The 22718-nt window shown below is 44.6% G+C and carries 24 protein-coding genes; 4 read left to right on the plus strand and 20 right to left on the minus strand.

Going from position 1 to position 22718, the window contains the following annotated elements; all coding sequences use genetic code 11:
• Window positions 1–10: 10 nt before the first annotated feature.
• On the minus strand, window positions 11–166 hold the full coding sequence (locus AAEO56_RS07865; RefSeq protein ID WP_341696481.1) for a hypothetical protein: 156 nt from the start codon (window positions 164–166) through the stop codon (window positions 11–13).
• Between the two features lie 111 nt (window positions 167–277).
• Window positions 278–814, minus strand: a complete 537-nt coding sequence (locus AAEO56_RS07870; protein WP_341696482.1) for a hypothetical protein — start codon at window positions 812–814, stop codon at window positions 278–280.
• A 205-nt stretch (window positions 815–1019) separates the two neighbouring features.
• Between AAEO56_RS07870 and gyrB the strand changes: the two genes are divergently transcribed.
• From gyrB to AAEO56_RS07885, 3 genes are read left to right on the plus strand one after another with little or no spacing between them, the layout of a single operon-like run.
• Window positions 1020–2960 carry a DNA topoisomerase (ATP-hydrolyzing) subunit B gene (gene gyrB / locus AAEO56_RS07875; protein WP_341696483.1) on the plus strand — a complete coding sequence of 647 codons (1941 nt, stop codon included), beginning with the start codon at window positions 1020–1022 and terminating at the stop codon, window positions 2958–2960.
• The gene (locus AAEO56_RS07880; protein ID WP_341696484.1) at window positions 2941–3990 is read left to right on the plus strand and encodes a DUF6588 family protein; all 1050 of its coding nucleotides are present in this window, start codon (window positions 2941–2943) and stop codon (window positions 3988–3990) included. The genes gyrB and AAEO56_RS07880 overlap by 20 nt, the downstream gene beginning before the upstream one ends.
• Window positions 3991–3993: 3 nt before the next feature.
• Complete coding sequence (locus AAEO56_RS07885; RefSeq protein WP_341696485.1) at window positions 3994–4929, plus strand: malate dehydrogenase; 936 nt, start codon at window positions 3994–3996, stop codon at window positions 4927–4929.
• A 52-nt stretch (window positions 4930–4981) separates the two neighbouring features.
• Here AAEO56_RS07885 and AAEO56_RS07890 read toward each other — a convergent pair whose 3' ends face one another.
• From AAEO56_RS07890 to AAEO56_RS07935, 10 genes are all read right to left on the minus strand, one after another.
• Window positions 4982–5395 carry a hypothetical protein gene (locus AAEO56_RS07890; protein ID WP_341696486.1) on the minus strand — a complete coding sequence of 138 codons (414 nt, stop codon included), beginning with the start codon at window positions 5393–5395 and terminating at the stop codon, window positions 4982–4984.
• A gap of 18 nt (window positions 5396–5413) precedes the next feature.
• A complete protein-coding gene (locus tag AAEO56_RS07895; RefSeq protein WP_341696487.1) occupies window positions 5414–5917 on the minus strand; it encodes a hypothetical protein in 504 nt (167 codons plus the stop codon).
• A gap of 2 nt (window positions 5918–5919) precedes the next feature.
• Window positions 5920–6177: a hypothetical protein gene (locus tag AAEO56_RS07900; RefSeq protein ID WP_341696488.1), complete on the minus strand. Its 258-nt coding sequence runs from the start codon at window positions 6175–6177 to the stop codon at window positions 5920–5922.
• A gap of 78 nt (window positions 6178–6255) precedes the next feature.
• Complete coding sequence (locus tag AAEO56_RS07905; protein ID WP_341696489.1) at window positions 6256–7044, minus strand: ABC transporter ATP-binding protein; 789 nt, start codon at window positions 7042–7044, stop codon at window positions 6256–6258.
• Window positions 7044–8078: an iron ABC transporter permease gene (locus AAEO56_RS07910; protein WP_341696490.1), complete on the minus strand. Its 1035-nt coding sequence runs from the start codon at window positions 8076–8078 to the stop codon at window positions 7044–7046. The genes AAEO56_RS07905 and AAEO56_RS07910 overlap by 1 nt, the downstream gene beginning before the upstream one ends.
• A gap of 212 nt (window positions 8079–8290) precedes the next feature.
• Window positions 8291–9427, minus strand: coding sequence for an ABC transporter substrate-binding protein (locus tag AAEO56_RS07915; RefSeq protein ID WP_341696491.1), 1137 nt, complete (start codon window positions 9425–9427; stop codon window positions 8291–8293).
• A 616-nt stretch (window positions 9428–10043) separates the two neighbouring features.
• Complete coding sequence (locus tag AAEO56_RS07920) at window positions 10044–10592, minus strand: DinB family protein (protein WP_341696492.1); 549 nt, start codon at window positions 10590–10592, stop codon at window positions 10044–10046.
• A gap of 56 nt (window positions 10593–10648) precedes the next feature.
• Entirely contained in the window at window positions 10649–11188 is a 540-nt protein-coding gene (locus tag AAEO56_RS07925; protein ID WP_341696493.1) for a Crp/Fnr family transcriptional regulator, read from the minus strand.
• An 83-nt stretch (window positions 11189–11271) separates the two neighbouring features.
• Window positions 11272–12465: a pyridoxal phosphate-dependent aminotransferase gene (locus AAEO56_RS07930; protein WP_341696494.1), complete on the minus strand. Its 1194-nt coding sequence runs from the start codon at window positions 12463–12465 to the stop codon at window positions 11272–11274.
• Window positions 12466–12571: 106 nt separating this feature from the next.
• Window positions 12572–13003 (minus strand): DUF1573 domain-containing protein, encoded by a 432-nt coding sequence (locus AAEO56_RS07935; protein WP_341696495.1) that lies wholly within the window; start codon window positions 13001–13003, stop codon window positions 12572–12574.
• A gap of 155 nt (window positions 13004–13158) precedes the next feature.
• On the opposite strand from AAEO56_RS07935, the gene AAEO56_RS07940 reads away from it, so the two are divergent.
• The gene (locus AAEO56_RS07940; RefSeq protein WP_341696496.1) at window positions 13159–15786 is read left to right on the plus strand and encodes a valine--tRNA ligase; all 2628 of its coding nucleotides are present in this window, start codon (window positions 13159–13161) and stop codon (window positions 15784–15786) included.
• 104 nt (window positions 15787–15890) lie between these two features.
• Here AAEO56_RS07940 and AAEO56_RS07945 read toward each other — a convergent pair whose 3' ends face one another.
• The 8 genes from AAEO56_RS07945 to rsfS all read right to left on the minus strand — a co-directional run bounded on the left by AAEO56_RS07945 (window position 15891) and on the right by rsfS (window position 22714).
• A complete protein-coding gene (locus AAEO56_RS07945) occupies window positions 15891–16979 on the minus strand; it encodes a hypothetical protein (RefSeq protein WP_341696497.1) in 1089 nt (362 codons plus the stop codon).
• Window positions 16980–17154: 175 nt separating this feature from the next.
• Window positions 17155–17802, minus strand: coding sequence for a superoxide dismutase (locus AAEO56_RS07950; RefSeq protein ID WP_341696532.1), 648 nt, complete (start codon window positions 17800–17802; stop codon window positions 17155–17157).
• A 139-nt stretch (window positions 17803–17941) separates the two neighbouring features.
• On the minus strand, window positions 17942–18208 hold the full coding sequence (locus tag AAEO56_RS07955) for an acyl-CoA-binding protein (RefSeq protein ID WP_341696498.1): 267 nt from the start codon (window positions 18206–18208) through the stop codon (window positions 17942–17944).
• Window position 18209: 1 nt separating this feature from the next.
• Window positions 18210–18863 (minus strand): phosphatidylserine decarboxylase family protein, encoded by a 654-nt coding sequence (locus AAEO56_RS07960; RefSeq protein WP_341696499.1) that lies wholly within the window; start codon window positions 18861–18863, stop codon window positions 18210–18212.
• Window positions 18853–19692, minus strand: a complete 840-nt coding sequence (locus AAEO56_RS07965) for a phosphatidate cytidylyltransferase (protein ID WP_341696500.1) — start codon at window positions 19690–19692, stop codon at window positions 18853–18855. The genes AAEO56_RS07960 and AAEO56_RS07965 overlap by 11 nt, the downstream gene beginning before the upstream one ends.
• Before the next feature lies 1 nt (window position 19693).
• Window positions 19694–20296 carry a lactate utilization protein B/C gene (locus tag AAEO56_RS07970; RefSeq protein ID WP_341696501.1) on the minus strand — a complete coding sequence of 201 codons (603 nt, stop codon included), beginning with the start codon at window positions 20294–20296 and terminating at the stop codon, window positions 19694–19696.
• Window positions 20297–20397: 101 nt separating this feature from the next.
• Window positions 20398–22329, minus strand: a complete 1932-nt coding sequence (gene ftsH / locus AAEO56_RS07975; RefSeq protein WP_341696502.1) for an ATP-dependent zinc metalloprotease FtsH — start codon at window positions 22327–22329, stop codon at window positions 20398–20400.
• A 13-nt stretch (window positions 22330–22342) separates the two neighbouring features.
• Entirely contained in the window at window positions 22343–22714 is a 372-nt protein-coding gene (gene rsfS / locus AAEO56_RS07980) for a ribosome silencing factor (protein ID WP_341696503.1), read from the minus strand.
• Window positions 22715–22718 lie beyond the last annotated feature (4 nt).

The raw sequence follows: 22718 nt of genomic DNA on the forward strand, positions 1-22718 counted from the left end.
GCCTGCATTTTTAAAAAGTAGCTACTTCATACAGGTTATCGTACCCATGCTTTTCGACGAATGCCTTTATCTGTGCAATATCTTCATCCTGGTTTTCCTTACTGATATCGTCCAGCCCGCCTTCGAACCCGATTACAGATTGCAGGCCTTCCCGGGTGAGATGCACTATGGCAAGGCCGCCTTCTTCGTCATAAACTACCGGGTTGTTTTCGCTTTCCCATTTGGTGCCGGCCAGGGAGTTGATTATTGCAAAATCAAGGCTGATCAGGTGATAGAGTTAGATTTTTTCAAATTCTTCATTGTCAACGATTCGTTCAAAAAGGTCCGATCTGTCTTCCGGCAGGTCCGGGATGTAGGCGATAATACTTGCTGCCATGATATGCTTTTTTTGTTTTAGAATTTTTCCGTCGCGGCTTTCAAAGAACTCCCGGTATATCGTGTCTGTACTTTCAAAACAGCGGCTTTCCGATTTGTCGTTGGCAACATCAAAGTACATCCATGCATCGTCTTTCCGGCCAATGTGATAAAGCACTGTGCCTGCCATAAACTCGCGGTCGCCCGAGTCGTACCGGTCTGGAGAACTTTGCATTAAATGTTGTGCCCATACTAACGCTTCATCGTAGCGTTCGGCTTTATTGAGTAGAAATACCATTGACCTTGCAATAAGGTAGCTGTCGGGTTTTTCATATTTAGGTTCGGGCAACGCATCCCACGACCGGATGGTCAGGATGATAGCCTTATCAATGCTGCCGGCTTTATATTCTACAAGCGCTTCATCTTTAAGCTGCCTGATTCTATTTTGGTAGTCTTCCATACAGTAGGATGGTGTAAGATTGTATTAGCAATTATACTTAAAATTTAATTAGTTCACCTGAGTTTTACAATATTATTATTGATGCGTGAATTTTAATAAATTGTTAATAACTTACTTCCCAAAACAACCTGTTTCTTGGCATAATCCCTCCTGTTTACTTATATTTGTTCGTTAAACTTAAAATCCGTTTAAGAACCAAATTTTTATGAGTGAGGAGATAAAGAAAAACAGTTATTCAGCAGATAGTATTCAGGCTCTTGAGGGCATGGAGCACGTAAGGATGCGCCCTTCGATGTATATTGGTGATGTGGGGGTGCGCGGTTTGCACCACCTTGTTTATGAAGTTGTAGATAACTCTATTGATGAGGCCATGGGCGGGCATTGCGACACTATTGGTGTGGCGATCAATGAGGATGGCTCTGTAACCGTTGAAGATAACGGCCGTGGTATCCCGGTCGACCTGCATAAAAAAGAAGGTGTTTCGGCTCTTGAGGTGGTAATGACCAAGATTGGCGCCGGAGGTAAATTCGATAAGGATTCCTATAAAGTTTCCGGGGGACTTCACGGTGTTGGTGTCTCTGTTGTAAATGCACTTTCCAACCATATGCGCTCTACCGTTTTCAGGGAAGGCAAAATATACGAGCAGGAATATGAAAAAGGGAAATCGCTATATCCTGTTAAGCAGATTGGCGAAACCGAAAAGAGGGGTACTACCCAGACTTTTTATCCTGACCCGTCTATTTTTACGCAGACTACAGAGTTTTCATACGATACCCTTGCTGCCCGCATGCGCGAATTGTCGTTCCTTAATAAAGGGATTACCATAACGCTTACCGATAAAAGGGAGAAAGATGACAAAGGCGAATTCGTATCTGAGGTTTTCCATTCGGACGAAGGATTAAAAGAATATATACGTTTCCTTGATGCCAACCGCGAGCCTATCATTTCGCACGTTATCAGCATGGAAAGTGAAAAAGGAGAAGTGCCGGTCGAGGTTGCGCTTATCTACAATACGAGCTACACCGAGAATATTTTCTCTTATGTAAATAATATCAATACCCATGAGGGAGGTACCCACTTATCGGGTTTCCGTCGTGGACTGACCAATACGCTTAAAAAATATGCCGACAGTTCAGGCTTATTGGACAAGCTTAAATTCGAAATTTCCGGCGATGACTTCCGTGAGGGGCTTACAGCTATTATCTCGGTAAAAGTACAGGAGCCGCAGTTTGAAGGCCAGACCAAAACCAAGCTGGGTAACCGCGAGGTAGTGGCTCCGGTAAGCCAGGCGGTGAGCGAAATGCTTGAGAATTACCTCGAAGAAAATCCTAACGATGCGCGTATTATTGTACAGAAGGTTATCCTTGCTGCACAGGCACGCCACGCTGCTAAAAAAGCACGTGAAATGGTGCAGCGCAAGACCGTTATGGGCGGCGGCGGACTTCCCGGTAAACTGAGCGACTGCTCTGAGCAGGATCCGGAAAAATGCGAAATATTCCTTGTAGAGGGTGACTCTGCAGGCGGAACCGCAAAACAGGGGCGCGACAGGGCTTTCCAGGCGATATTGCCGCTAAGGGGTAAGATCCTTAATGTGGAAAAAGCCATGCACCACAAAGTGTTTGAAAACGAGGAGATACGTAATATATTTACAGCCCTGGGCGTAACCATTGGTACAGCTGAAGACAGCAAGGCGCTTAACCTTGAGAAGCTGCGTTATCACAAAGTCGTTATCATGTGTGATGCCGACGTTGACGGAAGCCACATTGCCACGCTTATCCTTACCTTCTTCTTCCGTTTTATGAAAGAGCTTATAGAAGGCGGCCACGTGTACATCGCGACACCTCCTTTATATTTAGTAAAAAAAGGAACCAAAAAAGAATATGCATGGACCGATAACCAGCGCGACCTTATCTCTGAAAGGATGGGTGGCGGTACGGCCATACAGCGCTATAAAGGTCTTGGTGAAATGAATGCCGAGCAGCTTTGGGATACCACTATGGACCCTGAGTTCCGCACGCTGCGCCAGGTAAACATCGACAGCCTTGCAGAAGCCGACAGGATATTCTCGATGCTTATGGGCGATGAGGTTCCGCCAAGAAGGGAATTTATAGAGAAGAATGCTGCTTATGCAAAAATTGATGCATAAGCCATTCTTAAAAGGATTGTTTGCGGTTTTGTTCCTGGTTTCGGGCAGGGCATTTGCGCAGGCAGACCAGGAAGCAATTACACAAATAGGGCATCTTCTAGACGATGCCCTGTTTTTTTCAGATAAATATATAACTCCTGCTACCGATGCTGCTGTTTACCAGTCGGCCTCCGGATGGATAACCAGCCCGAAGAAAAGGGAGTTGTGGGAAGTTTCGTTCGGATTGCATACCAATGTATTCTTTACGCCACAGCGTGACAGGAAGTTTACCATCAATAACAGTGATTTTAAATTCTTCCAGTTAGAGCAGAGGACATCGGCTACCGTGCCTACTGCTTTGGGAAATGACCAGCAGGTGTATTTAACAGGCACTTTGGGCAACAGCCCGGTGCGGCTGGAAACGCCCGAAGGTATTGATATGGAAACGGTTGCCTATCCTTATTTGCAGGGCGCCTTAGGATTGTGGTATGGCACCGAGATTTTGATAAAATACTCTCCTAAAGTAAAGCTTAAAAAGAGCGATTACCAGGTATATGGCTTTGGCCTGAAACACAATTTCAGCCAGTATTTTAAAAGCCTTGAAGCAAAAAAAATAAACCTTGCGGTGTCGGTTTCCTATAGTAAGGAAGATGTCGAGTTCAATTTCCTTAATGTCCAGACAGACTATGGTACATTGGGCATAAATACCATCAATGGGCTGGTGGATACATGGCAGGGGCAGGTGAGCGGTTCGAAGGAATTCGGCCGATTTGAAGCTATGGCGAGTTTTATGGTGAATACCAGTGATATTAAATATAAGGTGGGCGGCCCTAAAGGCACTATAGAAAATACGCTTCCGTTGCAGCAGATACTCAATACCCGCCTTCAGGATATTTATAAAACGAAGGTAAATTACATTGGGGAAGCGTCACTTAAGTATAATATTGGCAAATTTGATATACAAACTATACTTGCTTTTGGTAAATTTGTCAATACAAACATATCATTACAATATACTTTTAAAAACAACAAACCAGAAATACAAGATTAGATTATGAAAGTAACAATAGTAGGCGCCGGTAATGTAGGCGCTACGTGTGCCGATGTTATTTCCTACAGGGGAATTGCCAGTGAAGTAGTTTTACTCGATATTAAAGAAGGCTTTGCAGAAGGCAAGGCTATGGATATCATGCAGTGCGCTACCACTACAGGCTTTAATACAAGGGTAAGCGGCGTAACCAACGATTATGCCAAAACAGCTGACAGCGATGTAGTTGTGATCACTTCGGGAATACCGAGGAAACCGGGCATGACCCGCGAGGAGCTTATAGGAATCAATGCTGGCATCGTTAAATCGGTTGCAGAGAATGTGTTGAAACATTCGCCAAACACAATTATAGTGGTTGTTTCCAACCCAATGGATACTATGACCTACCTCACACTGAAAGCCACAGGCCTTCCAAAAAACAGGATCATAGGTATGGGCGGTGCTTTGGACAGCTCCCGCTTTAAATATTATTTGTCAAAAGTGCTTGACAAACCATCGAATGACGTTCAGGGAATGGTAATAGGCGGGCATGGCGATACGACCATGATACCGCTTACAAGGCTTGCTTCGTACAACGGAAGCCCTGTTTCGAATTTCCTTTCACAGGAAGTGCTTGATAAAGTAGCAGCGGATACCATGGTGGGCGGCGCTACGCTTACAGGCCTTTTGGGTACTTCAGCATGGTATGCACCGGGAGCTTCGGTTGCTTACCTTGTAGACAGCATCCTGAACGACCAAAAGAAAATGATAGCTTGCTCTGTATTGCTTGAAGGCGAATACGGACAGGAAGATATCTGCATGGGTGTTCCGTGCATCATTGGTAAAAACGGCCTTGAAGAGATCGTTGATATCAAGCTTGATGAAAAAGAAAAAGCATTGTTCGCAAAAAGCGCCGATGCAGTAAGGGCTATGAACGGTGACCTGAAATCGGTGCTGGCATAACTTCTTCTTGATATATAGAATTCAAAAGCCGCTTAACGCGGCTTTTGTTGTTTTATGAATCGCCCACATGGGTATTTCCACGGTGTTCTTTATTATCGGGATGTGAGGCGGGATAACGTTTTTCATTTATATCCGAATTAAAATCGCGATTTTCTGCTGTTTCTACATCTTCGGCTTCACTGGTAGTGCCACGGCTTTTATCCACAACGGTACCGTCATCACGGGTGGTGTTACTGCTTTCGCTTATGGGCGGCGCCTTTTTTTCATCAACATCGCGGGCACGCTGTACCGTTTCCGTATCGCCATCCTTGTTTTTTTCAAGCTCCATTTTTAACTTATCAGCTGACGGATCATAGTTCTTCGGCAGGTTATCCCCGCTAAAGCCCTCATTCCTGTCACTTTGTTTTTCCTGGTTGCCTATTTTTTTTGATCCCAAATCTTTTGGGTCGTCTGTTCCTGATGCCATAACAATGTTTTTTTTAAGTTATCTGAAATTCAGTATAAAGTTGTAATGCGAGGTTACGATATCGTTCACGGTTCTTTCCAACGACGGTTCCAGGTCGGTATAACCATCTTTCAGCACCCCGGAAGAATTAAAATAATCAGGGATTTTATATTTGGCCAGCGCATCGCCGTTAGCATAAATGTCATCTACGGAGAAAGCGAGGGTATACCGGTCCTCATGAAAAGTAATCTTCATGGTGTAGCGTATTTTGTGCTCAAAAGCCTGGCCGCGGTTCCTGTAGAAAAAGCCGTTTTTCTTAAAAGCGCTTACAGTTATTGTGTTTTCGGTTACATTACTAACGTCTGCACCTTTTTCGCGCCTGTTATATTCCTGCACCCAGGCTTTCGTTATTTCCACAAGTTTATCGTTTTGTGTTGCAGGGATAGATACGTCTACAGGATCGAAACCATAGGGCTGCAATTCCATTTTTGGAGGCTGTGCCAGTGCAGTTATTGAGAACAGTAAAAAGAGCAGCTTATGCATTATCATGCTTTTTTAAGGGCTTTTTCAAACTCGTCTTTTATCATTCCCGTAGAAACAAGGAAAGGCTTCTTGGTAATATTGATATTGATATTATCGCCTTCGATGGTGTACGTTCCTTCAAAATCACCTACAGGTGTTTCGCCTGCAAAATTTCCCTGCTGCTCGTCTCCGCTTACTTTGCCTTTTTCACCAACGGTGTTTTTTATCTTATTTAAAAGCTGTGATTTATCGCCCGGATAGTTGACTGTAAATTGCCCCATGATATTTTATATTTTTAGTTTGATACGTAAATATACCCAATCTAAAACCGATAAATGTTTAGCTTATGTTAAAGGTAATTATGGCTGTATGAAAAATCCGCCTTTTTCCGCATCGAAGACAATGCCGGGGTCATTGAACAGTGTATCGAATACCTTTTGTCGGATGAGATTTTTTGGAGTATCCTGAATTACTTTTTCATTTGCCATAACAATGATCTCATCGCTCATCTGCAAAGCCAGGTCGAGGTCGTGGGTAGAGTAGAGGATACACTTCCCCGCTTCCGAAGCCAGTTTTTTAAGCAGGCGCAGCAGGTTTACTTTATGCAGCAGGTCAAGGTGCGTGGTAGGTTCATCGAGGATTATAAGTGGTGTGTCCTGTGCCAGTGCGCGCGCTATCAATACCTTTTGAAATTGCCCGTCGCTGATCTCGTAATGCTTTTTATGTGCCAATGACGTTATCTGCGTAAGCTGCATCGCTTTTTCTACCTGCGCAAGATCGTCATCAGCAAGCGAACCCAGCCAGTTGGTATAGGGCTGCCTGCCAAGCGCCACCAGTTCAAACACGGTGAGGTTACTTGGCGGGAGGCTCCCGGTTAAAACAATACTGAGGTTTTGCGCGAGTTCTTTTGCAGAATAGGAGGCCAGGCTTTTATCATTAAGCAAAATACTTCCGGCTAATGGCGGCTGAATTCCGGTCAGCGTCCGCAGCAGCGTCGATTTCCCAATGCCGTTAGCGCCAATCAGCGCGGTAAGGCTGCCTTGTTTCAAAGTAATATTTATATCTCCGGCAATTGCATTCGTGATTTTACCCGAAGTATAACCTATGCGTAATTGCGAAGTAGCTACTATGTTCTTTCTCCTTTCCATCAGCTGAATATTCCTTTTTGTTTGCGCATCAGCAGCCATATTACAATCGGTGCCCCTATTATTGATGTAATGGCATTAATAGGGAGTACGAATTCACTGCCGGGCAGTTGCGTAAACGTATCGCAGATTAGCAAGATTATTGTACCGGAAAGCAGCGTTGCCCAAAATAAGGTAAAGTGGCTGCTTGTCCTGAAAGCAAGCTTAGCTATATGTGGAACAACCAACCCTACGAAGGCAATGGGGCCCGCGAAGGCAGTAATACAACCGGTAAGCAGGCTCGTAGAAAGTATGATGAGTAGGCGCGTTTTTTTAAAATTGATGCCCAAGCTTTTCGCATAGCGTTCCCCAAGCAGCAGGGCATCCAAAGGCTTAATGCAAAATGCCGACAGAATTAATCCAATACCAACCACTATGCCTAATACAGCTATAGTGCTCCACGGCAAATTTCCAAGGCTGCCTAAAGACCAAAATGTATATTTCTGCAATTGCTCTGCAGTGCTAAAATAAGTGAGTACCCCCACAATAGCCCCGGTAAAGCTGGAAAACATCAACCCGATTATGAGTATTGCCATAGTATCGCGAAGGCGCTGTGCTACGACAAGTATGGCCATCAGCACCATAAAACTTCCGAGAGTAGCCGCCAAAACAATACCATACGGAGAAAAGAAAAACCCTGCCAGAGTGCCGGGTAACAGCCCTGCTCCCAAAATGACGAAAGCCACGCCCAAACTGGCACCAGACGTTAGCCCCAAAACATCCGGCCCGGCAAGCGGGTTGCGGAAAAGCGTCTGCATCAGCAACCCGCTTACTGATAACCCCATTCCCACGAGCACTGCTGTAACGGCTTTCGGGAGACGGTAATTCAGGATGATATAATCCCAAGCGGGTTTAGAGGCATTACCCCCCGTCAGCACATTGAATACCTCGCCTATTGGAATTTTTACAGCGCCAAGGCTTATATTAACCAAAAAGAGGAACACCAGGGCAATGCCCAGTATCGTAAAAACAGCTATGTTCCGCTTTTTGTTTATCATTGTTTAATGCATGTTCGGGAATGCGCGAAAGTCTTTTTGGCAAATGTAGCAGATTTTGTCACGCAAAGTCGCAAAGACGCAAAGTCCACTACCCACAAATCATTTTGACGCAACGTCTTTGCGGCTTCAAACAGACTGTTTTCGGCATGAGTCTTAGCGGCTTTGCGACTTTGCGTGAAATTTAAAGAATTTGTCATATCACCAAATCCATCCTATTTCAGCTTCTCGAAAAATTGTAGCTCATGGTTGGGAAGTAATTCCGGATGTAATATATGTACCAGGTCTTTTAATACTAAGTCCGGGCGGTTGGGTGCAAGCTCATAGTAAATAAGCCCGCCTGTTGCGCCTTTTTTGTTACCGAATGAATAGACCTGTTTATTCTTAAAAGCCCTGAATTGGGCGTAATGAGGGTTCGCATCGGTCATTTCCTTTAATGAAGTGTATTGGCTCGGCCCAATCCAAAAATCGGCATTCTCTGCTTTATCCAAAACTGTTTCGAATGACAGGCTCAGGCTGCCCGTGCCATCCGAATCTGCCCATAGGTAGTTAGCCCCTGCATCTTTCAGGAAAAGCGATGCCCAGCTTCCGCCCTGAGGCATCAGCCATTGGTTGTTGTAAATGGCACCGCAAAGCACCGTGGGTCTTACGGTCACTTTTTTTGCCAATTGCCGTGCCGCATTGTATTCTTTTTCAATGTTGGCAAACAGCTCGTCAGCTTTATCCTCCAGTCCGTATAACGCCCCGAAGAACTTTATCCACTCGGCTTTTCCTAAAGGCGATTGCTCGGTCCAGTCGCCGTTATATAGTATTTTCATCCCGCTCTGCTGAAGGTTTTCCATCGTTTTGTTATGGCTGCTGATACTGAAGCCCACCACCGCATGAGGGTTCAGGTCCAGCATCACTTCAGTGTTCAGGCTCTCATTTTGGCCGGCTTCTTTCACGTGCCCGGCATCTATCCTTGCCCTTGTTTTTTCAGATGAAACAAAGCTTATATCGGGGAAGCCTACCAGTGTATTTTCTACGCCAAGCATCTCCAATGACGGGATATGCGTTGTAGAGGTTACCACCACTGTTTTTAGCGGCACCTGCACAATAGTGTAGTTTTTAAGGCTGTCGGGCAGCACCGAATTTTTCTTTTGCATCACATAAGTAAAGGTATCTGTTGCATCCGGCCAGGGGTTGGTCACCTTGACTATGGTATAGCCTTCATATCTATAAATTTCAAGGCCTTTGGCGTGCTTTACACCATTAATAACAGCCTTTGTAACCGGGACTTTAGAGGCAGCCTCTTTTTTGCATGAAGCAAAAGCTACTGCAATAATGAGGAAGACGCTGAATAATTTTTTCATGAAATTCGGATTGCTGCAAATGTATAAATTATAATTCAGCCAAAATTATCTATTCCTGTTTGAAGTTTTTGGGCGTGCCGGCTCCGTGCCCTGCCTTTGCCGGCAGGCAGGCTACGCCGTCCGGCTATCGGCTATATCCCTCCGCTGCGCTGCGGGTATGCCGCCTCTATCCGTCACGCGAGCTACACTCCTTCTGAATTGTTACGCCCCTTCAGGGCTATTTCATAAGAACCGTCTAAACCATAGGCGTTGCCGATGGCTAATTTGTGTAACCCCGTTGGGGTTTATTGACGATGTAATTTTTAAAATCCTATAATGTATAAGAGGATTAATTACGAGTTAAAGACTTTAAAAATAATGCATATGTAATCCGGCTCATGGCACCCCAACGGGGTTACACAAATTAGTCCCGGGCACCGCCCGGTGAAATTATAGGTGTACACATCCAAGCCCTGAAAGGGCGAAACAATTAGGATTAACCCTATGCCTCCAAAAGTTCAGCAAGTTTCCCAATAGCCCCGACGGAGCCGGTATCCCCGCTTTTTTCGGCGGGATAAAGGCGACGGCGGGAACATGGACAGCAGGGAAGCCCAGGCCATTCGCTCCAAAAAAAGATTTATGTGCTTAAATTAATACGCTGTGCCTGCCTTACATGCCTTTGGTTATGATCGGCCATAAAGCGCAAGGCATCGCCGAGTTTCAGTTTGATCAATTTGGTGAAAGTGACCGGGATGCCTGCCCGATTAAGATCAGCCGACTTTGCAACTTCTATTATTCGAAGTAATTCATTTTGCGTTTCGAGGAATTGGGTAACCACGGCTTTGTCCAGCTTACTGCCTGACGGATCCATGGCAGGGAATGTTTTCATCTTTTTGCCGCCGTCTTTCGGGATGACCATTTTTACAAGGTAGTTTCCCCACAGGCCACTTTTGAATTCCTGCTTAGCCGCATCTGTTGTTGCGCTAAGATGTTTGCGTAGTTCAGGAAGATAAAAAGATGAGTACCTGTTTAGGTGTTCCAGGCATTCCAGTATGCTCCAGGAGCCGGGTACGGCTTTAAAATTTAGCTGCTGTTCGCTGAAGTTAAGGAAACCGACTGCTGCTTCGATATTTGCCTGAGTTATGTTTTCGAGTTCCTGCAACAGTTTTGTACTATTCGTTTTCATGATTGATGATTTATAGCAAAGGTCGGTACCTGCCTAACGAAAAATATTGATCAGCCTCAAGATTTTTGAAGGCGGGAAAGTGTCTCGGGTGTCATGCGTAAATAGGAGGCGATATACTTGTGCGGTACTTCCTGAAAGAGTTGTGGGGAACGCCGGAGTACCCTTTCATACCGCTCGCGGGGAGATGTGGTAAGGAGGTCGGTTTCTCTTTCGAGCTGGCCAATGATAACGTAACCCAAAATGGTATTCCATAATTCTAAATGCTTCGTGTCGCTGTTGATGAAGTGTAGGAAATCTGCTTTTGGGATGAACCTGACAACCGTTTGTTTTATAGCTTCTGCAGAATAGAGGGTTGGCAGGCTCGTTATTAATTCATCCATCGCGGCAAAGAGCGAATCCTTGTAGGCAAAGCGTATGGTGTTCGTGTCTTCGCCATTCTGGCAGATGATGCGCAGAGTGCCCTGCTCCAGGAAATACACCGGCAAATCGGCCCTGCCCGCGATAAACAGCGATTCGCCACGTTTTAATTCCACGGCTGCCGACCATTCCAGCCCGGCATTTTGCATGGCGCTGAGGAGCTGTTGCATTACATCCATTGCGTTTGTTTTCACAAATATAGCAACTGCAAATAAAAAAGCCTTCCGCAATTGCGAAAGGCTTTCATATATAATGGCAAAAATTATTTGTTATTGTACTTTTCTATAGCAACTTTCAGTATCTCAACCGAACGGATAAGGTCTTCTTTTTTAAGTACGTATGCAATGCGAATTTCGTCAAGGCCTACATTCGGTGTGGAATAGAAACCGGCAGCCGGTGCTACCATAACAGTTTCGCCATTCAGGTCGAAGCTTTCAAGCAGCCACTGGGCGAATTTGTCGGCATTATCTATTGGGAGTTTTGCGATGCAGTAAAATGCGCCTTTTGGAGTAGCAACTTTTACACCTTCAATTTTGTTTAGTTCTGCGATCAGGGTGTCCCTGCGCTCGCGGTATTCGCCGATAACTTCATCAAAATAGCTTTGCGGTGTGTCAAGTGCAGCCTCGCTGGCGATCTGGGCGAAGGTAGGCGGGCTAAGGCGCGCCTGGGCAAATTTCATAGCCGTTGCCATCACTTCTTTATTTTTAGATACGATACAGCCTATCCTTGCGCCGCACATGCTGTAGCGTTTGGAAACCGAATCGATCATAATTGCATTCTCTTCGATACCCGCAACATTCATTACCGAATAATGCTTGTCGCCGTCATAGGTAAATTCGCGGTACACTTCATCGGCAATAAGGAACAGGTCGTGTTTCTTTACAAGGTCGGCCAGTTGCTGTATCTCTTCCTGCGTATAAAGGTAGCCCGTAGGGTTGCCCGGGTTACAGATGAGTATCGCTTTTGTTTTTGGCGTGATCAGTTTTTCGAAGTCCGCGATAGGAGGAAGGGCAAAGCCTTCATCTATCGTAGAGATAACCGGTACTACTTTTACACCTGATGCAACAGAAAACCCGTTGTAGTTGGCATAAAACGGCTCAGGGATAATGATCTCATCGCCTGCATCCATAGTACTTCCAAGGGCAAAAAGCAATGCTTCAGATCCTCCTGTGGTTATGATGATATTTTCGGTGTTTACATTCACACCATGCGCCTGGTAGGAAGCGGCAAGTTTTACCCTGTAGCTTTCGAAACCGGCAGAGTGGCTGTATTCAAGGATCTTTACAGTATTGTTCTTAATGGCTTCAAGCGCCACTTCGGGAGTTTTAATGTCCGGCTGGCCAATGTTAAGGTGGTATACCTTGTGGCCTTTCTTTTTGGCTATTTCTGAATAAGGAACCAGTTTCCTGATAGGAGATTCAGGCATTTGCCTGCCTTTTTCTGATACTTGCGGCATCTTTGTAGATTTTATATTGTTGTGGCAAATTTGCAACTTTTTTTAGAGATTTGAAATAAAAAAGCCCGCTAAAAACGGGCTTATTGATCATATTCTCAGCAAATGCTTACTGGTTCACTATTGTCTTTTTCTTTTGCAATACGTTTACCTGGTCCTGTGCAACTACTTCACCTTTTATTTTAAGGGCCACAGTGCCGCCGGGATAATTTACCGCGTTAGACTGTACAGTAATCGTTTTGCGTATAGGGCCGGGATTCATATTGTACTTCACTTCGATCTTGCCGGTTTTTCCGGGAGCTATGGGCTCTTTCGGCCAGCTTGGTACGGTACACCCACAGGTAGATTTTGCCTCCTTAATTATGAGGGGCGCATCGCCGGTGTTGGTAAACTCAAAAAACCTTACCCCGTTATCGTCTGCTTTATTGGTTGTGCCATAATCTATGGTGTCTCCATTCTTAAGTTCCAGTTTGGCTCCTGACTGTGCATAACCTGAAGCGGTGATAACAAACACTGCGATTAAACCTAAAATTCTTTTCATCTTTGGTAATTATTTGTTTTTAGTAAAAATACTCAGTTTAAATTAAAGTGCAAATAGTAGGCCACTTTTTTTATTGTACTTATATAGTTACTTTTGCAGGTAATTGACAAAAACCAGACCAAACATTTTTTTGGAATAAAAGCACTTAGAAGATCATGACAATCCCATCGCAATTTGACGCCAAAGCCGCTGAAGGCAAATGGTATGAATACTGGATGAAGCACAACTATTTTCATTCGGAACCCGACCACAGGACACCATATACCATTGTAATCCCGCCGCCAAACGTGACCGGGGTGCTGCACATGGGCCACATGCTTAACAATACGATACAGGATGTGCTGATAAGGCGCGCGCGCCTGAAAGGTTTTAATGCGTGCTGGGTACCTGGCACCGACCATGCTTCTATCGCGACCGAAGCCAAGGTTGTGGCTAAGCTTAAAGCCGAAGGAATCAACAAAAATGACCTCACGCGTGAGGAATTCCTGAAACACGCATGGGAGTGGACCGATAAATACGGTGGCGTAATACTCGAACAGCTAAAAAAACTGGGCGCCTCATGCGATTGGGACCGAACTAAGTTCACTATGGATCCTGATATGTCGGCATCGGTTATAAAATCGTTTGTTGACCTTTATAACAAAGGCCTTATTTACCGGGGTTACCGTATGGTGAACTGGGACCCGGAAGCAAAAACAACGCTCTCTGATGAAGAAGTGAATTATGAGGAGCGTCAGGGTAAACTATACCATTTAAGATATAAGATAGAAGGCAGTGAGGATTACGTTACCGTAGCCACCACGCGCCCTGAAACGATATTGGGCGATACTGCCATTTGTATTAACCCGAACGATGAGCGTTATGCCCACCTGAAAGGTAAGAATGCGATCGTGCCTATTGCCAACCGCGTTATCCCGATCATTTTTGATGAGTATGTAGATATGGAATTCGGTACAGGATGCCTTAAGGTAACACCTGCACACGATGTGAACGATAAGGAACTTGGCGAACGCCACAACCTCGAGATCATTGACATCTTTAATGATGATGCTACACTCAACAGCTTTGGCCTTCAGTATGCTGGCAAAGACCGTTTTGTAGTTCGTGATGAGATTGCCAAAGAACTTGAGACCCTTGGCAGCCTCGCAAAAACCGAAGTTCACGTGAACAAAGTAGGCACTTCCGAAAGGACAAAAGCGGTTATTGAGCCAAGGCTGAGCGACCAGTGGTTCCTGAAAATGGAAGGCTTGGCAAAACCAGCTATCAAAGCCGTTCTTGAGTCGGAAGACGTAAAACTGTACCCAAAACGTTTTGATAATACCTACCGCCACTGGATGGAAAACATCCGCGACTGGAACATTTCGCGCCAGCTGTGGTGGGGCCAGCAAATACCCGCTTATTACTTTGGCGATGGTAAAGAAGACTTTGTAGTTGCCGAAACCCCAGCTGATGCATTGGCTTTAGCCAAAGAACGAACAGGAAACCAGAACCTTACTGCTGCCGACCTGAAACAGGATGCAGATGCACTGGATACGTGGTTCTCTTCATGGCTGTGGCCAATGGCTGTTTTCGGTGGGATATTAGATCCTGAGAATAAAGATTTTAAATACTATTACCCTACCAACGACCTTGTTACCGGCCCTGATATCCTTTTCTTCTGGGTGGCCAGGATGATCGTTGCAGGATACGAATATACAGGTGAAAAGCCATTTACGAACGTATACCTCACAGGGCTTGTTCGCGATAAGCAGGGCAGGAAAATGTCGAAATCTTTAGGGAATTCACCTGATCCACTTGACCTTATTGAGAAATTTGGTGCCGATGGTGTTCGTACCGGGCTACTGCTAAGCGCCTCTGCCGGGAACGACATTATGTTCGATGAGGAGTTGTGCAGCCAGGGCAAGGCTTTCGCCAATAAAATATGGAATGCGTTCCGCCTGATAAAAGGGTGGGAGGTAAGTGATATTGAACAGCCGGATTATGCCCGCATGGCGATCAACTGGTATGAAGCAAAGCTTAACAAGGCCATTGCAGAGATTGAAGATCATTTTGAAAAATACCGTATCAGCGATGCGCTAATGGCAACCTATAAGCTGGTTTGGGACGACTTCTGTTCGTGGTTCCTTGAAATGATCAAGCCGGCCTACCAACAGCCGATCGACAGGACGACTTATAATAAAGCTATTGAGATGCTTGAAGCCAACCTGAAGCTGCTGCATCCGTTCATGCCATTCCTTACAGAGGAGATTTGGCAGTACATTGCTGACAGGAAGCCTGAAGAAGCGCTTATTATATCGAAATGGCCAACGCTGAAGCAAGCTGACGAAAGGCTCATAGCGGGCTTTGAAAAAGCTTCAGAGGTTATTTCAGGTATTCGTACCATAAGGAAAGAAAAGAATATCCTTAGAGATACGATCGACCTTAAAGTCCTGAACAATGAAGGTCTTTCGGGAGAATTCGACAGTATCATCAAAAAGCTTGGGAATGTCGCCAACCTTGATTATACACCCGAAAAAGTAAACGGTGCGCTTACCTTCAGGGCAGGTTCCAACGAGTACTTCATTCCGGTAACAGGTGCGGTGGACGTAGAGGGCGAAATAGCCAAGCTTACTAAAGAGCTTGAATACAATAAAGGATTTCTTAAGTCAGTACAGGCAAAGCTGTCAAATGAAAAATTCGTTAGCAACGCCGCTGAAAAGGCAGTAGCATCTGAAAGGCAGAAAGAGGCCGATGCACTGGCGAAGATCGCTACCATAGAGCAAAGCCTTGCCAGCCTGAAATAATAATAAAAGTTACAGAAGTAAAACTCCCACGGAAAGTGGGAGTTTTTTATTGATTGAGCTGTTAATTACCCATAATGGAATTCGTGTAATTCGTGGCTAAAAAATTACTCTTCAGTAGGAAAGTAAGTTATTTTTCTTTCAACAACAGTAAATGGCTTATCGTTAACCACTACCGTCTTTTTAGTCCAGTTGCCATTATCATCATATTCGTAAGCGTATGCCCGGTTGTCAATAACCTGCCCTTTTCCGTTGACTGATTTCACGGCAGTTACATTATTATGCCCGTCATACTTATAAAGCACCTGCATTTCGGGATCGCCATTACGGGTTACCGTCCAACTGGTTACATTTCCCTTATCATTATATTTATAACTGTCAAATACTTCTGATTTGTCTGAATTGTCGGTAGTATAGCGTTCCAGAAGGTTACCTTTTTTGTCGTACTTGCTTTTTTCACTGTTTAGAACTATGCCATTAGCATCGGTAGTTTCTTTTTTTACAATGTTTTTGCCGTCGTATTCAAAAGTAGTCTTATATAAAGGGCTGTCTTTACTGTAACGGGATTCAGCGACCTTTCGGTTTTGCCCGTCATAATCATAAAGATTTTTCACCTGCACATACTCACTGCCCAAATACAGGTTTTCACCCTTAAGGTTGCCTTTGTCATCGTATACATAGGTGATCCTGTCATTCGGGTTGTCCTGGTTATTAAAGGTTTTCTTTTCCGTTAGCATTTTGCCGTTGTAGGTCATGGCTATACGGTCGATTTGCGAGTTGTCGGCGTTACGGCGTATTATCCCTGTAATGTTTCCCGATTTATCCCGGCTGTTTTCGGTTTTTATGCCTATCTGCCCGTTGATGTATTGTACTCTGCTGAGCATATTTTCCCGCCCGCTGTATTTTATATCTTCAAAGGGAGTAGTACTGTCCAGCCATAGTTTTTCTGAAACCAGCATTCCTTTTTCATTGAATGTAAGGTCGTTGTCATGACTACTGGCAACTTCGTGTTTGGTGCCGCCTTTTTGCCCCGCAGCATCCATAATTTCGAATGATTTCTCCGAGACGCTTTTCACATTGCCTTCAAGCTTATAAAACTGCCAGTCGGTTTTTGTCCTGTCAAGAGGCTTTTTCTTTTCTTCTTCCCCGCAGGAAGCCAGTACCAGCACTATGGTTAGGAGATAAAGGTATTTCATGTGTTTGTATTGTTTATTTGCATCCCAAAAATCATTCTTTTTTTCGAGACAGGCAAGGGACTGGAACACGGATAACGCGGATTGGCCGGATTTTCACAGATTTCTTATTTGGATAAAAGAAAAATCCGCCCGAAGGCGGATAATAATTTACTAATTGTGAAATTAGTGGCAACAACTATTTCTTGATAGCCGCTTCATATTTTTTAGCAACAGCATCCCAGTTGATCACGTTATAAAAGGCAGTGATATAATCAGGCCTTTTGTTTTGGTAGTTCAGGTAGTAAGCGTGTTCCCAAACGTCAAGCGCCAGTATCGGTTTTCCGGCTACTGCTGCACCTTTCATTAACGGGTTGTCCTGGTTTGGTGTGCTGGTAATCGCCAGTTTGCCGTCTTTGGTTACTACAAGCCATGCCCATCCGGAACCGAATTGCTTTGTAGCCGCTTCAGTAAACTGTGTCTTGAAATTCTCAAAAGAACCGAGGTCTTTAGTTATTGCTTCTGCAAGTGCACCTTTTGGCTCACCACCAGCTTTCGGGCCCATTATTTCCCAAAACAGGGAGTGGTTATAAAAACCGCCGCCATTGTTGCGTACCGCTTTGTTTTCCATGTCAAGCGTAGCAAATATCTCCTCAATGGTTTTCTTTTCAAGATCGGTCCCCTTGATAGCTTTGTTAAGCTCGTCAGTATATTTTTTGTAATGCTTCGAGTAATGGATTTCCATTGTTTTAGCATCAATATTAGGTGCCAGCGCGTCATAAGCATAGCCCAGCTTTGCCATCTGGAATGGGCCATCATCTGCTTTTACATCGTCAGGATTGCCCATCGGCGTTGCTGTTGCTGCCGTTTCTTTTTCAGGAGCAGGCACGTCAACCACTTCTTCCAGCTCATTCTTATCCTTGCAGGACTGTAATGAAGCTATTACTACAAGTGCAGAAAGGAAAATTTTTACTTTTTTCATATCGTCAATATTTAATTATAGAATTTATAGTTTCTATGTACAGTTGTTTGGCCTCGTCCGGCGTTAGATGCTGTACCTGCATCCAGGCGTTCATCTTAAAAGCATTCCTTAGGTCAAAGCTTTGGTTATAGCGTTGGTTCGCCTCTCCTGATGTGGCCTGCTTATAATAGGCGTAAATGCGAAGCATGACATCCTGCGGGAGTGCCTGCTGCATGTTCGAAGCCTTTTCATAAGCTTCCAGAAAAAGGGTATTGAGGTCCTTTTCGGGCATACTATGCTTTTGTTGCTATTACTGTTTTTCCGCCAATGGCTTTCTGGCCCAGCGTAACATTCACTTCGGTGCCCAGTGGTAGGAACAGGTCGACCCTCGACCCGAATTTTATAAATCCTGCATCAGTACCCTGAACTACCTGCATGCCTTCGCGCGCATAGTTAACAATACGCCTTGCCAATGCACCGGCTATCTGCCTGTATAATATTTCGCCAAAGTAGCCATTCTCTGTAACTACAGTTGTGCGTTCGTTCTCTTCGCTCGCTTTCGGGTGCCATGCCACAAGGTATTTGCCCGGATGGTATTTGCTGAATTTAACAAGCCCGTTTACAGGGTAACGCGTTACGTGCACATTTATAGGCGACATAAAGATGGACACCTGAAGGCGTTTGTCCTTAAAATACTCCGGCTCAAATACTTCTTCAATCACTACCACTTTACCGTCGACGGGTGCAATGATAACATGGTCGGCAGCATCAACATAACGCTTCGGGTTCCTGAAGAACTGAAGTATGAGTATCAGGAAGATGAGTGCAAAAACCTGGATGGACTTGAGCAGCCAAAAGCTGTATATGAATTGGTCAGAGAGTATTACTACCCCTACAGTTATCGCCAGTGCGATGAAAATGATTTTTGCTCCTTCTTTATGAAACATAACTTATGATTTGGTAATACAAAAATAGGAAAGGTATTGCAAATATAATACTATCCAGCCTGTCTAAAATTCCGCCATGCCCGGGCATAATATTTCCGCTGTCCTTAACGCCGGCATTTCTTTTAAATTTCGATTCTACTAAGTCGCCTAATGTCCCGAATACTACCAGTATAACGGCTGAAATGATGCAGATTATCATGTTTGGAAATTCATAATATTTGCCCAATATCAGTACAGCGACAATTGCAAAAACCATCCCACCTATAAATCCTTCGATAGTTTTCTTTGGTGATATACGTTCGAATAGCTTGCGTTTGCCAATGGATTTGCCGACGATATAGGCAAATGTGTCGTTGGTCCAAATGATTATGAATGCGCCAATGATAAGTTGAGGCAGATAAAAATTTTCGATTTGTTCTTCGGCAATTTGGGCAGGCCGTAAAGCAAACCTTATAATAAGCAGGAACGGGAATATTACATATCCTAAAAGTTGCGCAAATTTTACGGTAGTATTTTTTTTAGCTGAAGGCCTCTTGCTGAAAAGGTCTTCCAAGAGAAGTAAGTCAATAAAAGTGGCGCCAAGGGAGAGGGTAAAGTTTGCCGATTGGCTATTGTATGGTATTACAAACGTAAACAGGGCAAAACATGTTGCGCCCAAAATAAGCGGCATTATGTAAGCCAGGTTAACCAGTTTGCAGAATTCAGCAATAGCTATCAGCATAAAAATGCCGAACAGGACTATAAAACTTATAGGGGAATAAAGGGTAGCGCCAATGAGAAGTGCGATATATACAATGCCTGAGAGTGCCCTGACTACGCTTTCGTTCATCTTACAGGTCTTCTAAAAGCAACAGGTACATATTCTTGGCAGAACTCCCGTAATGCAGGAAGTCTTCTTCTTTTGCTTTTTCGAAGTATTTTATGGTAGTGATATTAGTAGGGTAGGCCCTGTCATATTTTTTCTTTATTACCCGCAGGCCATCGCTTTTGCTTCCCAGTATCTGGCTGGTGGTTGCATAGATCACGATATTGTCAGGAAGCTCATTGGGCTTGTTCTGCTTTATCTGGTTCGATGAAAAAAGTATCGAGCCTTCGTCGGCGATTAGGTTTTCGCAGGTAGCTAAAAGGAATTTTGGGTTTTGCGGTTTGTCGTAAATAAGCTTGTTTTCGTCGAGTAGTGGGTAGAGGCGTGGTTCTAAACACATCACTTCGCATTCAAACCAGTCATTTTCTTCAAGCACATTAAGGAACTGCTCATGCACTTCGCTTAGGTTATCACAATAGATGAATTTGCCACCGTTCTTTTTAAAATTTGTCATGAACAGCTCATCAGCAGGAAGTTGCTGCTCTGGGAGAAAAGGACTCCCGTCCGGATTTTTCTCTTCGCCGGAAATATCGTTTGCGGCGCCAAAAATTTTTCTAAAAAGACTCATACAGTTATACCCGGTTTTTCCTTGAATCTCAAAGATAAAAAAATCTTAATTCAATCATGCAATTGAATTAAGATTTTTAGTATTATTTAGCAAAATAAGGATTACGCTTCCGTAACGGTCTCATGCCCCGGTTTATCGTAAGGCCTTTTGCCGAAAATTTCTTCCAGGTCGTCTTTAAATATGACCTCTCTTTCGATGAGGATATCCGCAAGCCTGGTCAGTTTATCCTTGTTTTCTTCGAGTATCGCTATAGCACGCTGGTATTGTGCTTCTATCAGCGTCGATATTTCCTTATCGATTACCTGCGCGGTATCTTCAGAATAAGGCTTGGAGAAATTATACTCGCTCTGCCCTGACGAATCATAATACGTAACGTTGCCCAGCTTTTCATTAAGGCCGTATATTGTAACCATGGCTCGTGCCTGTTTGGTCACCTTTTCAAGGTCGCTCAGCGCACCGGTAGATATTTTATCAAAGGTCACTTTTTCGGCCGCACGGCCTCCCATAGTGGCACACATTTCGTCAAGCATCTGCTCCGGCCTCACGATCAGTCGTTCCTCCGGCAGGTACCAGGCAGCACCAAGGCTCTGCCCACGCGGAACGATAGTTACTTTTACCAAAGGTGCAGCATGCTCGAGCATCCAGCTCACAGTGGCGTGACCTGCTTCATGTATCGCGATAGCGCGTTTTTCCTCAGGGGAAATAATTTTGTTTTTCTTTTCAAGGCCGCCCACGATACGGTCTACCGCATCTAGGAAATCCTGCTTGTCAACAGCTTTTTTATCGTTACGGGCTGCTATCAGTGCCGCTTCGTTACATACATTGGCGATATCGGCACCCGAGAATCCGGGAGTCTGCTTAGCAAGGAATTCGGTATCAAGATCTTCCGATTTTTTAAGTGGCTTAAGGTGTACCTCGAATATCTCGCGGCGCTCACGGATATCCGGAAGATCTACATATATCTGTCTGTCAAAACGTCCGGCACGCATTAGTGCCTTATCCAGTACATCTGCACGGTTGGTGGCAGCAAGCACAATCACATTAGTGTTGGTACCAAAGCCGTCCATTTCTGTAAGCAACTGGTTCAGTGTATTCTCGCGCTCGTCATTGGAGCCTGAGAAATTATTTTTTCCACGGGCACGGCCCACCGCATCAATCTCATCAATGAATATGATGGCAGGAGATTTTTCTTTTGCCTGTTTGAAAAGGTCACGCACCCTCGAGGCGCCCACACCTACAAACATCTCCACAAAGTCAGATCCCGACAGTGAGAAGAAAGGAACTTTGGCCTCACCTGCTACGGCTTTCGCCAAAAGGGTTTTACCGGTTCCAGGAGGTCCTACAAGAAGCGCTCCTTTTGGTATCTTACCACCTATACTTGTGTATTTCTCCGGAGTGCGCAGGAATTCAACGATCTCCTGTATCTCTTCTTTTGCGCCTTCCAGGCCTGCAACATCTTTAAATGTTACCTTGATATCGTTCTTCTCATCAAACAATTTGGCTTTGGATTTCCCGATATTGAATATCTGTCCCCCGCCGCCACCGGCACCGCCGCCTGACATCCTGCGCATCATAAAGATCCACAATGCCACAAGGATGAGGATAGGGAGGAGTGTCATCAACAAGTCGCCCCACATGCTTTCCCCTTCTACAGAATAATCGGGAAGCTTTCCTGCTTTTGACGCTTCATCAAGCTTCTGAGTGAAAAGTTCGTTCTTATCGCCGGTAATAACCGTATAATGCGGGCCCTTTGCGGGGTTGCCCAGCATATCGGTCTTTTGGAGTTTCGAGTGTTCTTTATCTTTCAGGAACTGCTCTTTGATATATACTTCTGCCGTTGTCTTGCTGTGTACAACTTTTTGTACCTGGCCGCTGTCAAGGTATTTGTAGAATGTGGAGAGCGATATAGGCTTAGGGTCGCTCCAGTTAGAGCCTCCAACAACATAATTTATGGCAAGGAACATGAGCAAAATACCGCCATATATCAGCCATGGGCTTATTTTGAGCTTATTTGATTTATTATCTTTTGACATGAATCTGGTTTAATTAATAGTTGTTTCCTATTGATGTTATCCTTGCATCACCCCACAGGCTTTCTATGTTGTAATACTCACGGATGTGTTTCTGGAATACGTGCACTACAATGTTCACATAATCCATAAGGACCCACTCGCCGTTCTCTGTGCCTTCCACATGCCACGGCTTGTCTTTCAATTCTTTGGAAACAACTTTCTGGATGGAGTGAACAATCGCGTTCACCTGCGTATTTGAAGTACCGTTGCAGATTACAAAATAATCGCACACAGTGTTATCTATTGCCCTTAAATCTAGGATATCTATATCGTTGCCTTTTACTTCTTCAATGCCTTTGATGATGTTGGCTAATAAATCATCATTGCTTACGTTCGTTTTCGCCATTTAA

Origin of the sequence: Flavobacterium arundinis, from assembly GCF_038289855.1 — a bacterium.
Lineage (GTDB): Bacteria > Bacteroidota > Bacteroidia > Flavobacteriales > Flavobacteriaceae > Flavobacterium > Flavobacterium arundinis.